The sequence below is a fragment of the Tenacibaculum geojense genome, from assembly GCF_042676005.1.
GTDB lineage: Bacteria > Bacteroidota > Bacteroidia > Flavobacteriales > Flavobacteriaceae > Polaribacter > Polaribacter geojense.
Genome location: NZ_JBHTJR010000045.1, coordinates 1 through 12526, shown reverse-complemented (window position 1 = coordinate 12526; position 12526 = coordinate 1). Strand labels below are relative to the sequence as shown.

The window sequence follows — 12526 nt, the reverse complement described above, 5'->3', positions numbered from 1 at the left end:
TTATATGAAAATTACATATTACGGTCATGCTTGTTTTGGAATTCAAGCAGGAGAGACACATATTTTAATAGATCCTTTTATTACAGGTAACCCATTAGCCTCAAATATTGATGTAGAAAGTATAAAAGCAGACTATATATTAGTTACTCATGCGCATCAAGATCATGTGTTAGATGTAGAGGCTATAGCTAAAAGAACAGGCGCAACTATTGTTTCTAATTATGAAATCATTATGCACTACTCAGCTAAAGATTTAAAAGGGCATCCAGTAAATCATGGAGGAACGTATAAAACGAAAGATTTTTCTGCTAAATATGTAAATGCTATTCATACCTCTTCTTTTGCAGATGGATCTTATGGAGGACAACCTGGAGGATTTGTAATCACTTCTGATGAAAAATCAATTTATGTAGCAGGAGACACAGCATTAACAATGGATATGAAATTAATTCCGATGCATAATAAAATTGTAGCTAGTATTTTACCAATAGGGGATAATTTTACTATGGGAGTTGATGATGCAATGTTAGCAAGTGATTTTGTAGAGTGCGATAAAGTTATAGGTTGTCATTTTAATACTTTTCCTCCCATTGAGATAGATACTCAAGTAGCAAAAGATAAATTTGCTAGAAGTCAGAAAGAATTAATTTTATTAGAAATAGGAGGCGAGATTACATTATAAATGAAAACAATTAAAATTATTTTAGGAATTATTACTGCTTTGGTAGTAGTATTTTTTTCAACAGGGTTGATAGTTAAAGAAACAACATATACTACAGAGGTATCAGTGAATAAACCTTTAGAAGAAGTATTTGCTTCTTTTAATAATATTAACACGGTAAAAAAATGGATTCCAGAATTACAATCTATAGATACTTTAGAGGTTAAACCTGGTAAAATAGGTAGTACTTTTAAAATGGTAGTAAATAATAACGGAGAACAAGTAGTTATTAAAGAAAAAGTATTGGCGTATGTTCCTAACGAAAAAGTAACGTTAAATTATGATGCAGGGAATATGTTAAAGGTAGATGATTATACATTTGCTTATAATAATGGTGTTACTACCATAACCAATGAATCTAGTTGTACGAGTAATAAATATATTTTAAGTTGTCTATTTCCGTACTTTAAAGGCACATTTAAACAACAAGACCAAGGATATTTAAATAATTTTAAAACATTTGTAGAAAAACAATAAATCTTGATTTTAGCATCTTTTCATAAGTATATTTTAAATTTTAAGCAACCTAGTGGTACATCTAGAGGAGTTTTAAGAACCAAAGAAACTTTTTTTCTAGAGCTATGTAAAGGCGATAAAAAAGGAGTTGGCGAATGCGGTCTTTTTAGAGGTTTAAGCGCAGATGATAGAGAAGATTATGAAGAAAAGTTACAATGGGTTTGTGATAATGTTAATTTAGGAAAAGAGGCTCTTCTAAATGCGTTAATAGAGTTTCCTTCAATTCAATTTGGTATAGAGCAAGCGTTTTTATCATTAGCATCAAATGACCCATTTGTATTGTATCCATCAAAATTTACAAAAGGATCAGAATCCATACATATAAATGGTTTGATTTGGATGGGAGATCGCTCATTTATGAAATCTCAAATTCAACAGAAAATTGCAGACGGGTTTTCATGTATTAAAATGAAAATTGGAGCAATTAATTTTGATGAAGAGTTAGCATTACTTAAGTATATTAGAAGTGAATTTACAGCTAAAGATATAGAATTAAGAGTAGACGCAAACGGAGCGTTTTCTCCCAAAGAAGCATTGTTAAAATTAGAAAAACTTGCTGCATTTAATTTACATTCTATAGAGCAACCTATTAAACAAGGTCAGTTTGACGAAATGGCATCTCTTTGCACAAAAACTCCGTTACCAATTGCGTTAGATGAAGAGTTGATAGGAGTTTTTAAACAAGAAGATAAGAAACAATTATTAAGTCATATAAAGCCACAATACATTATCTTGAAACCAAGTTTAGTTGGCGGAATTCAAGGAAGTACAGAGTGGATTTCTATTGCTGAAGAAAATAATATTGGCTGGTGGATAACCTCTGCATTAGAGAGTAATATTGGGTTAAACGCCATATCACAGTGGACTTATGCGTTGCAAAATAAAATGCCACAGGGTTTAGGAACTGGTAGTTTATTTACCAACAACATTAATAGTCCTTTACAGGTTAAAAATGGAAGTTTACACTACAATACATCCTTAAAATGGGATTATAAATAAACAAATAATAATGAATTTTATACAACAAGCTTATAAAGGTAAAAATGAATGGTATCATTATTTTGCGACTATTTTAATAGTTTTTATCGGTTGGCAAATAATAGGAGTTTTACCTTTGTTTACAACAGCAGTAATGTATTCTTCAGATATGGGAGAGTTTATGACTGCTGCAAATACAGGGTTCACATCGTTAGGGATTGATAAAAATTTATTTTTATTTCTGATGATTATAACTTTTGTTTTTGGATTAGTAGGCTTATTACTATCAGTAAAGTTTGTTCATAAAAGACCCGTTAAAACTTTAATTACCTCAAGAGATAAAATAGATTGGAAACGTTTTTGGTTTGGTTTTTTATTATGGGGTTTTATTGCTGGAATAGTTACTTTAAGTGATGTTTTTATAAGTCCAGAAGACTTTATTAGCAACTTTAAACCTATTCCTTTTTTTACATTGTTATTAGTTGCTATCCTTTTTTTACCTTTTCAAACGAGTTTTGAAGAATTGTTGTTTAGAGGTTACTTAATGCAAGGTTTTGGTACCTGGTTTAAAAACAGGTGGCTGCCATTAATAATTACTTCTGTAATATTTGGACTTTTGCATGGTGCTAATCCAGAGGTCGAAAAACTAGGTTACATCTCTATGGTATTTTATATCGGGACAGGTTTATTATTTGGTATAACTACATTAATGGATGAAGGAACAGAGTTAGCACTTGGTTTACATGCTGCTAATAATATTATTGCGGCAATTTTAGTAACTACAGACTGGACTGCTTTCCAAACAGATGCTCTTTATATAGATACTTCAGAACCTTCTGTTGGTTTTGAAATGTTTTTTCCTGTATTAATTTTATATCCAGTTTTACTATTAATTTTTTCTAAAAAGTACGGATGGACAAACTGGAAAGATAAACTTATAGGTACCATTAAAAAACCAAATACAGGAAGTGAAGAAACCTTTTCATAAAGCCTTTAAACTGAACGGAAAAAGTTTTACAACTGTTGAAGAAGTACTTTTTTTAGCAAAAGAGACTTCTGCAGATGTATATCAATTTTTATTGCATTGGTTTTCAGATGATCCATTTGTAACAGTCCAAACTTCAGGATCAACAGGAGCGCCTAAAGAAATTAAAATTAAAAAAGAATTCATGATGAATTCAGCAAAGGCAACAGGTGCTTTTTTTAGTTTAGAAAATGGTTGTAAAGCATTACTTTGTTTATCTGCAGATTACATAGCTGGTAAAATGATGTTGATAAGAGCTTTAGTTCTAGGCTGGGATTTGTATGTTGTGCCAACTTCTAGTAACCCGTTAAATGAAGTAAAAGGAGAGTTTGATTTTGCAGCAATGGTTCCTTTACAACTACAAAACTCTTTAAGTCAAATTTACAGAATTAAAAAACTGATAGTTGGTGGAGGTGTAGTTTCTAACACATTAATTAATCAAATACAGAATTTTAATACACAGATATTTGCTACCTATGGAATGACGGAAACAGTTACGCATATAGCTGTTAAAAAATTGAATAATAATCATGTTATACCAGCTTATTATGAAGTATTACCAAATGTTACAATTTTTAAAGATGTTAGAAATTGTTTAGTGATAGATGCTCCAAAAGTTTCTGATGAACTAGTAGTGACTAATGATGTTGTTCAATTAATTTCAGACAAGCAATTTGAATGGTTGGGTAGGTTAGATAATGTAATTAATTCTGGAGGAGTTAAGCTACACCCAGAAAAAATTGAAGAAAAACTCTCAGAAATAATTCCCTTTCGCTTTTTTGTAACTGGTATTAAAGATGAGTATTTAGGAGAGAAACTAATTTTAATTATTGAAGGTGATTTAAATGAAATTGATAAAGAAAAACTTAAAAAAATTGTTTTAAAATCTTCAAAATTATCAAAGTTTGAAAAACCTAAACTGTTTTATTTTTTAGATAGTTTTATAGAAACTGGCACAAAAAAAATCCAACGTGCTAAGACATTGGATTTGTTAAAGTTGTAAAAAAAAATATTATCGGTTAACATCCAAAAAACGGTCTGTTTCAAAAGCTTCTTTATACTCACTTAAAGATAAAGAGAACTTTTCGGCATTGTAATTAGATGCTTTGTCAATTTTATATATTTTACTTTTTCTACTTATTTCCATAGAGTTGGCTACCACATATACTGAGTCATTTGTTACTGCTGTTATTTTTAATGTTGAATAACCGTTACCGGAAGATTTGTATTCAATAATATCATTAATCATAGGTTGATTTATGTAAGTAACTACATCTTTTTGATGTTGATTGCTTACGTAAAAAATAAAAGCAATTAATCCTGCAATTATAAAAGAACCAATCCAATGCGTAATTGGTGTTTTAGTGTTTCGGTGAACATTATCATGTGCCATTTTTAGTTGTTCACTCATTTCTTTTTTTTCAAAAGTTGCTTTACAGTGGTTACATTCAGAAAACCCTTTTTTATTTATAGGAAAAACAGGAATCCAGTATAAATAAAAATATTTTCCAAAAATACTAATGTTATGAGAGGTTTGTTGATCACAATGAGCACACTTAATACCACTTACTTTTTCGCTGTGAAGGTGAGTACCTTTAGTTCCGTAGAAAATCATAGTTACGTTTTTTTATTGAGATAAATATATGTAAACTACCGGAAATAAAAAACCCAACGTAAATCGTTGGGTTTAAATAAATATCTTTTAAGCGTTTTTTATTCTTCCATTGAGTGGTAAACATTGTTTACATCATCATCTTCTTCTAAACGCTCTAATAATTTGTTAACTTCTTCCTTTTGCTCATCTGTTAAAGCAGTGGTAGTAGTTGGGATTCTTTCAAATTCAGAAGAAACAATTTCAATATTATTGTCTTCTAAATACTTTTGTATTGAGCCAAACTGTGTAAATGGTGCATATAACATTACAGTATTGTCCTCATCATCTTGGAAAACTTCTTCAACTTCAAATTCAATCATTTCTAATTCAAATTCTTCTAAATCCATTCCAAGAGTTTCTTCCTTTATTTTAAAGTTAACTACATGGTCAAACATAAAAGCAACAGAGCCAGATGTACCTAAGTTACCATTGCATTTATTAAAAGAAGCTCTAACGTTAGCTACAGTTCTGTTATTATTGTTTGTTGCAGTTTCAACAAGTACAGCAATTCCATGAGGAGCATACCCTTCAAATAAAACTTCTTTATAGTTTTCTGTGTTTTTATCACTTGCTTTTTTAATTGCACGTAATACGTTGTCTTTAGGCATGTTTGCTGCCTTCGCATTTTGAATAACAACACGTAAACGAGCGTTTGTTTCTGGGTTTGGTCCGCCTTCCTTAACCGCCATCACAATATCTTTACCAATTCTGGTAAAGGTTTTTGCCATTGCAGACCAACGTTTCATTTTTCTTGCTTTTCTAAACTCAAATGCTCTTCCCATTTCTTTGTATATCGATTAAAAAATTTGTCAAAAATAATTAAACTTGAATAACTCCCAAATTAAATTGCTTTTCAATAGGTGCATGATTTGCAGCTTCTATTCCCATTGAAACCCATTTTCTGGTATCCAGTGGATTGATAACAGCATCTGTCCATATTCTGGCAGCTGCATAGTAAGGAGAAATTTGTTTGTCATAACGCGATTTAATTTTACTAAATAAAGCTTCTTCCTTTTCTTTAGTAATCTCTTCGCCTTTTTTCTTTAAAGCAGCAGTTTCTATTTGTAGTAAAACTTTAGCTGCTGAAGCGCCGCTCATTACAGCTAATTCGGCACTTGGCCATGCAGCTATTAATCTTGGATCGTAAGCTTTTCCACACATGGCATAATTTCCTGCACCATAAGAATTGCCAACTACAATAGTAAATTTAGGAACTACAGAGTTACTTACGGCATTAACCATTTTAGCTCCGTCTTTAATAATTCCGCCATGCTCAGATTTGCTTCCTACCATAAAACCAGTTACATCTTGTAAAAAAACTAGTGGAATTTTCTTTTGGTTACAGTTAGCAATAAAACGAGTTGCTTTATCAGCAGAATCTGAATAAATAACTCCTCCAAATTGCATTTCACTTGGTTTAGTTTTCGCACCTTTAGACTTTACAATTTTACGTTGATTAGCAACAATTCCAACAGCCCAACCGTCAATTCTTGCATAGCCCGTAATAATGGTTTGACCGTATCCAGCTTTGTATTCATCAAATTCAGAATTATCTACCAGTCGCTCAATGATTTCCATCATATCGTACTGTTCATTTCTAGCTTTTGGTAAAATTCCAAAAATTTCATTCTCGTCTTTTTTTGGAGGAAATGCTTCAGCGCGATTAAAACCAGCTTTTTCATAATCGCCAATTTTATCCATTACATTTTTAATTCTATCTAAAGCATCTTTATCATCTTTGGCTTTGTAGTCGGTTACACCAGATACTTCACAATGAGTGGTAGCACCACCTAACGTTTCGTTATCAATACTTTCTCCAATAGCAGCTTTTACTAAATAACTACCAGCTAAAAAAATACTTCCTGTTTTATCTACAATTAAGGCTTCATCACTCATAATTGGTAAATAGGCACCTCCAGCAACACAGCTTCCCATTACAGCAGCAATTTGAGTTATTCCCATACTGCTCATTACTGCATTGTTTCTAAAAATTCTTCCAAAATGTTCTTTATCAGGAAAAATTTCATCTTGCATAGGTAAATAAACACCTGCAGAATCTACTAAATAAATAATCGGAAGTTTATTTTCTATAGCTATTTCTTGGGCGCGTAAATTCTTTTTTCCAGTAATAGGAAACCAGGCACCTGCCTTTACAGTAGCATCATTAGCTACAACAATACATTGCTTACCTTTAATATAGCCAATTTTAACAACAACACCTCCAGATGGGCATCCGCCGTGCTCTTTATACATTCCTTCTCCAGCAAAAGCACCAATTTCTATTGCTTTGCTAGAGTCGTCAAGTAGATAGTCAATACGTTCTCTGGCGGTCATTTTACCTTTTTCGTGATGTTTAGCTATTCTTTTTTCGCCGCCTCCTAATTTTATTTTTGCTAATCGTTGTTTTAGATCAGAAACCAATAATTTATTGTGATCTTCGTTTTTATTGAAGTTGATATCCATAGTTGTTTGTTTGGCTCGCTAAAATAAGAAAATAGCACTTAAACATCAATAGTTAAATGCTATTCGAAAGAATTAATAATTTTGGCTACAGTTTCAGCAATTTTGTCATGGTTTTGTTGTTTTTCTAATCGCCATGGTTCGGCTACTCTTTCTTTACATTTTACAACAGAACAAGTTTCACAAGTAACTCCAACCAATTGTTTAGAAAATGTGTCTTCTTTTAAAAATTTAATTTTACGCTTTAAATGTGGTGATAAAAGCAGTCCAATGCTTATACTTCTATGAATTCCTTTTTTAAACGGATCTTTATTTGCTGAGGAAAGCACTAAATATTCGTTTTGAGAATTTTCATAAGAGGAGATTTGAATACCGAATGCAGATTTTTCATGCTTAGTAATTTTAAAATCTTCAATAGTTTTTAAAGAAATCCACCTTCTACAATAATGTTCGTTGTTTCTGTTAGAATGGGGGGATTGTTGCTGAGTAATGTGTAATTCTTTACTTAATCTGTAAGAACCCGATCCTTCTTTATGAGTAAAACGTAGGAAAAATAGGTTTTTAATATTGAAAGCTTTTGGTAATATGTTTGTTAAACGCTGATAAAATGTTTCATCTGAGCAGTTATAACTTTTGATGATTTTATGTAGACTTAGCGGTTGCCATTCTTTTTGGTTAAATAAGTCAGTTAACTTTGTAATTAAACTTTTTTTAGGAATAATTAATGCACCTGCAAAATAAGACGCTATAAAATTATTTAAAACCTGATCGAAACTGTCAAATTTTATCCAAGGAAACGTGTATAACCTATTTTCTATGTTTAGAAAGTTGTAGGCTAGCTCTTTAGCATAAATAAAAGTTTTTTGTGCCTCGGTTATGTCTTTACTAAGTAATAAAGTATTACTTTTTGGGATAAAAATATTACGTAAATCACCCAAATTATCAAATTTATCAAGTTCAGTATTATTGATTTTATAAGAAAATTCTTCCACTAAAATTTCTTCTAAGTAAGAAGAAGTGATAGGTTTTTCTAAGTCAATTTGATAAGCTTTTGCAAACTTTTCAACGTCAGCTTCTATGTCTTCAAAATAATTATTATGTGCTTCTTGATACGAACGAAGAGATGCTAAAAAAAAGCTTTCTCTTGTTAGGTTGTAATTTTGGGCAATTTTAATAATTGTACTTATAAATGCATTTACTTTAGCGGGTGCATTAGCTACAATATCTATAAGATTGTTTTCTTGAATACCAAAAAGCTCTAGTGGAATTTCTTTTAAAATTTTAGATTGTAAAATTTCTCCAATAGGAGCTAGATTTTTATCAAGTTTTAATGAGACTAGATGATCATAAGGAACCTCGAGGCTTTCTGCTAAAATGATTATTTTATCTGTTTTTGGGTATTTTTTTCCTTTTTCAATCTCGTTTAAATACGATTTTGATAACCCAGTAATTTTGGATAGTCCGAACAAAGATAAGTTTTTGTCGGTTCTAATTTGTTTCAATTTTAAGCCAAAAATAAGGCGTATATATTCATCTTCCATAATCATAAAATCAAATATAGCTTATTGGCGAATAATAAAAAAATTAAAGAATTTTAAAATTTAGCGAACGTTCGCTTGTGGCGTTTAAAAAAAAGTTTTAATATTGCGTATATCAAAACAATAAGTCATGAGCATTCAAACCATATCTAAAGAAATTACATACGTAGGTTTTGACGAAACTACTTATGAGAATTTGTTAACTAAAGAAGCTGTAGCTTTTTTATTAGCGTTACATAAAGAGTTTAATTCGGAAAGATTAAATTTATTAAAGGAACGTGAAAAACAGCAAGCTTTTTTTGACGCAGGTAATTTTCCAAGCTTTCCGGTAGCGACTAAAGAAATTAGAGAGTCTGACTGGGTTTGTGCACCATTACCACAAGATTTGTTAGATAGAAGAGTTGAAATCACTGGGCCTGTAGATCGTAAAATGGTAATTAACGCATTAAATTCTGGGGCTAAAACTTTTATGGCTGATTTTGAAGATAGTAATTCACCAACTATTCAAAATGTTTTAAACGGTCAACAAAATTTATTGGATGCAAATACGAAAACGATTTCGTTCTATAATTCACAAAAAGATAAGACATATCAATTGAACGAAAATACAGCAGTGTTATTAGTAAGACCTAGAGGTTTGCATTTAAATGAAAAACATTTATTGGTAGACGGAAAGGAAATGTCGGGTTCATTGGTTGATTTCGGACTATACTTTTTTCACAATATACAAGTGTTATTAAATCAAGGTTCTGCAACCTATTTTTACCTACCAAAATTAGAACATTATTTGGAAGCCAGATGGTGGAACAAAGTTTTTGTTTTTGCACAAGATTATTTAAAAGTTCCTCAAAAAACCATAAAGGCAACAGTTTTAATAGAAACCATTACAGCTAGTTTTCAGTTGGATGAAATTATTTACGAATTGAAAGATCATATGGCTGGTTTAAATTGTGGGAGATGGGATTATATCTTTTCCTACATCAAAAAATTTAGAAATCATGAAGGATTTGTAGTTCCTAATCGTGCTCAAGTTACCATGAGTTCACCTTTCATGAAAGCATATTCATTAAGGGTAGTGCAGCGCTGTCATAAAAGAGGAGTACATGCTATGGGAGGTATGGCAGCTCAGATTCCTGTTAAAAATGATGAAAAAGCTAATAAAGCTGCATTTTCTAAAGTTGAGAATGATAAATTACAAGAGGTTCAAAATGGTCATGACGGAACATGGGTAGCACATCCTGGCTTGGTTCAAACTGCTTTAGATGCGTTTAATAAATTTATGCCAACTCCGAATCAGATAGATAATAAAAGAGAAGATGTAGAGGTAACTGAAGCAGACTTGGTAGCATTACCAATTGGAACGATTACAGAAGAAGGTATTCGTCAAAATATTAATGTTGGAATATTATATATAGAAAGCTGGTTGTCTGGAAACGGAGCAGCAGCATTGTATAATTTAATGGAAGACGCTGCAACAGCCGAAATATCAAGAACTCAGGTTTGGCAATGGTTGCAAAACAATGTAAAGTTAGCCAACGGTACAATATTTACTAAAGAAATGTATCAGCAACTTAAAGAGGAAGAAATAGAAAAAATTAAAAATTTAGTTGGAGAATCAGCGTATAATTCAGGAAGATTTTCATTGGCTATTGAATTATTTGACGATTTAGTATTGTCAGATGAATTCACAGAATTTTTAACATTACCAGCATACAAACACATCTAAATAAAAAAGCCCCATAAATGCGGCAACATTTAACGGGGCAAGCTATTTATTATTAAATAACTCATTTAACAATACAAATTTATGAAAAATTTAGCGCAAGCAAACTATAGTTCTGCTTTAGAAACAGTAAAAGCTTTAAAAAATAAGTTCGGGAGTACATGGAGTGCAATTACTCCAGAAAGTGCAGCTAGAATGGTAGCGCAGAACAGGTTTAATACCGGTTTAGAAATAGCAAAATATACCGCTTCAATAATGCGTAAAGACATGGCTGCTTATGACGCTAATCCTGCTAACTATACACAATCATTAGGGTGTTGGCATGGTTTTGTTGCTCAACAAAAAATGATTTCAGTTAAAAAACATTATAAAACAACAGATAAGAAGTACCTATACTTATCTGGTTGGATGGTTGCTGCTTTACGTTCAGAATTTGGACCTTTACCAGATCAATCTATGCACGAAAAAACAGCTGTGCCTGCTCTAATTGCAGAAATTTATGACTTTTTGCGTCAGGCTGATGCTATTGAATTAAATGATTTGTTTAGAAGATTGGAAAACGGAGAAGATGTACAAGAGCAAATAGATAATTTTGAAACTCATGTTGTTCCGATTATAGCAGATATTGATGCAGGTTTTGGAAATGAAGAAGCTACATATTTACTGGCAAAGAAAATGATTCAAGCTGGAGCTTGTGCCATTCAAATAGAAAATCAGGTTTCAGATGCTAAGCAATGCGGTCATCAAGATGGTAAAGTAACTGTGCCCCATGAAGATTTTATTGCAAAATTAAATGCTATACGATATGCATTTTTAGAGTTAGGCGTTGATGAAGGAATTATAGTTGCGAGAACAGATTCTGAAGGTGCTGGTTTAACTCAAAAATTACCAGTAAGTCAAGAGCCAGGTGATTTAGCAGCACAATATTTAGATTTTGTAGAATGTGAAGAGGTTTCTCTTGATGAGGTAACTAATAATGAAGTATTACTTAAGAGAGATGGAAAACTTGTTCGTCCTGTTAGGTTAGCAAATGGCTTATATAGGTTTAGAGAAGGTACAAATATTGATAGAGTAGTGTTGGATTGTATTACTAGTCTTCAAAATGGAGCTGATTTACTTTGGATTGAAACCCCAACACCGCATGTGGGGCAAATAGCAAATATGGTGAATAGAGTAAGAGAAGTTGTACCAAATGCTAAATTAGTATATAACAATTCACCATCTTTTAACTGGACATTAAATTTCCGTACTCAGGTATACGATGCTATGGTATTAGCGGGTGAAGATGTTTCTGAGTATGATAGAACAAATTTAATGGATGCTCAATATGACGGATCAGAGTTGTGTAGAAGAGCTGATGAAAAGATTAGAACATTCCAGGTAGATGGAGCAAGAGAAGCAGGTATATTTCATCATTTAATTACATTACCAACTTACCACACAACTGCATTACATATGAATGATTTAACAGAAGGTTATTTTGGAGAAGAAGGAATGTTAGCTTATGTAAAAGGTGTTCAAAGACAAGAGATTCGTAAAGGTGTGTCTTGTGTAAGACACCAAAGAATGGCAGGGTCTGATTTAGGAGATGATCATAAAACATTCTTTTCAGGAGATAATGCATTAAAAGCAGGAGGGGAGAAAAATACCTCAAATCAATTTGAATCTAAATGCGTATCAGTTTCAAAAGAACCTGTTACCTTATAAAGTAAACTCTAAAACTGTTAAGTTTTAGTTAGTTGTTTGTTTACATATATTCTAGTTTGAAAAAAAACGCTACCGAATTTTGGTAGCGTTTTTATTTTATTGATTATGTAATATTATTTGTTTTAATAGGAAATGAACTCCGATTTTATTTGAAATTTCATAATACAAAAATACGGATAGTTGAAAGAATAACTATCCGTATTTA

The 12526-nt window shown here is 31.6% G+C and carries 11 protein-coding genes; 7 read left to right on the top strand and 4 right to left on the bottom strand.

The features are described 5' to 3' along the window. The first annotated feature begins 4 nt into the window (after positions 1–4). Genes ACFQ1U_RS07490 through ACFQ1U_RS07470 form a run of 5 tightly spaced genes read left to right on the top strand, consistent with a single transcriptional unit; the run spans position 5 to position 4242 of the window. Complete coding sequence (locus ACFQ1U_RS07490; protein WP_386106920.1) at positions 5–682, top strand: metal-dependent hydrolase; 678 nt, start codon at positions 5–7, stop codon at positions 680–682. After that, positions 683–1198, top strand: coding sequence for an SRPBCC family protein (locus ACFQ1U_RS07485; protein WP_386106918.1), 516 nt, complete (start codon positions 683–685; stop codon positions 1196–1198). It begins immediately after the preceding gene. Between the two features lie 6 nt (positions 1199–1204). Then, a complete protein-coding gene (locus ACFQ1U_RS07480; RefSeq protein WP_386107521.1) occupies positions 1205–2236 on the top strand; it encodes an o-succinylbenzoate synthase in 1032 nt (343 codons plus the stop codon). A gap of 10 nt (positions 2237–2246) precedes the next feature. Further along, complete coding sequence (locus ACFQ1U_RS07475) at positions 2247–3203, top strand: CPBP family intramembrane glutamic endopeptidase (protein ID WP_386106916.1); 957 nt, start codon at positions 2247–2249, stop codon at positions 3201–3203. Beyond that, positions 3184–4242, top strand: a complete 1059-nt coding sequence (locus ACFQ1U_RS07470; protein WP_386106914.1) for an AMP-binding protein — start codon at positions 3184–3186, stop codon at positions 4240–4242. The genes ACFQ1U_RS07475 and ACFQ1U_RS07470 overlap by 20 nt, the downstream gene beginning before the upstream one ends. 9 nt (positions 4243–4251) lie before the next feature. Here ACFQ1U_RS07470 and ACFQ1U_RS07465 read toward each other — a convergent pair whose 3' ends face one another. The 4 genes from ACFQ1U_RS07465 to ACFQ1U_RS07450 all read right to left on the bottom strand — a co-directional run bounded on the left by ACFQ1U_RS07465 (position 4252) and on the right by ACFQ1U_RS07450 (position 8894). Then, complete coding sequence (locus tag ACFQ1U_RS07465) at positions 4252–4854, bottom strand: hypothetical protein (RefSeq protein WP_386106912.1); 603 nt, start codon at positions 4852–4854, stop codon at positions 4252–4254. Between the two features lie 98 nt (positions 4855–4952). Then, a complete protein-coding gene (locus ACFQ1U_RS07460; protein WP_386106910.1) occupies positions 4953–5675 on the bottom strand; it encodes a YebC/PmpR family DNA-binding transcriptional regulator in 723 nt (240 codons plus the stop codon). A 37-nt stretch (positions 5676–5712) separates the two neighbouring features. Continuing rightward, on the bottom strand, positions 5713–7356 hold the full coding sequence (locus tag ACFQ1U_RS07455) for an acyl-CoA carboxylase subunit beta (RefSeq protein ID WP_386106907.1): 1644 nt from the start codon (positions 7354–7356) through the stop codon (positions 5713–5715). A 59-nt stretch (positions 7357–7415) separates the two neighbouring features. Continuing rightward, a complete protein-coding gene (locus tag ACFQ1U_RS07450) occupies positions 7416–8894 on the bottom strand; it encodes a helix-turn-helix domain-containing protein (protein WP_386107518.1) in 1479 nt (492 codons plus the stop codon). A 127-nt stretch (positions 8895–9021) separates the two neighbouring features. Here ACFQ1U_RS07450 and aceB point away from each other — a divergent pair, with 127 nt between their 5' ends. Both aceB and ACFQ1U_RS07440 read left to right on the top strand, forming a co-directional pair. After that, on the top strand, positions 9022–10617 hold the full coding sequence (aceB, locus tag ACFQ1U_RS07445; protein WP_386106905.1) for a malate synthase A: 1596 nt from the start codon (positions 9022–9024) through the stop codon (positions 10615–10617). A gap of 81 nt (positions 10618–10698) precedes the next feature. Next, complete coding sequence (locus ACFQ1U_RS07440; protein ID WP_386106903.1) at positions 10699–12321, top strand: isocitrate lyase; 1623 nt, start codon at positions 10699–10701, stop codon at positions 12319–12321. Positions 12322–12526: the final 205 nt, after the last annotated feature.

Bases quoted from the DNA above. Each gene is read 5' to 3' on its own strand.
- ACFQ1U_RS07490 (WP_386106920.1), top strand. From the start codon at position 5: ATGAAAATTACATATTACGGTCATGCTTGTTTTGGAATTCAAGCAGGA.
- ACFQ1U_RS07460 (WP_386106910.1), bottom strand. From the start codon at position 5,675: ATGGGAAGAGCATTTGAGTTTAGAAAAGCAAGAAAAATGAAACGTTGG.
- ACFQ1U_RS07450 (WP_386107518.1), bottom strand. From the start codon at position 8,894: ATGGAAGATGAATATATACGCCTTATTTTTGGCTTAAAATTGAAACAA.
- aceB (WP_386106905.1), top strand. From the start codon at position 9,022: ATGAGCATTCAAACCATATCTAAAGAAATTACATACGTAGGTTTTGAC.
- ACFQ1U_RS07475 (WP_386106916.1), top strand. From the start codon at position 2,247: ATGAATTTTATACAACAAGCTTATAAAGGTAAAAATGAATGGTATCAT.
- ACFQ1U_RS07455 (WP_386106907.1), bottom strand. From the start codon at position 7,356: ATGGATATCAACTTCAATAAAAACGAAGATCACAATAAATTATTGGTT.
- ACFQ1U_RS07485 (WP_386106918.1), top strand. From the start codon at position 683: ATGAAAACAATTAAAATTATTTTAGGAATTATTACTGCTTTGGTAGTA.
- ACFQ1U_RS07440 (WP_386106903.1), top strand. From the start codon at position 10,699: ATGAAAAATTTAGCGCAAGCAAACTATAGTTCTGCTTTAGAAACAGTA.
- ACFQ1U_RS07465 (WP_386106912.1), bottom strand. From the start codon at position 4,854: ATGATTTTCTACGGAACTAAAGGTACTCACCTTCACAGCGAAAAAGTA.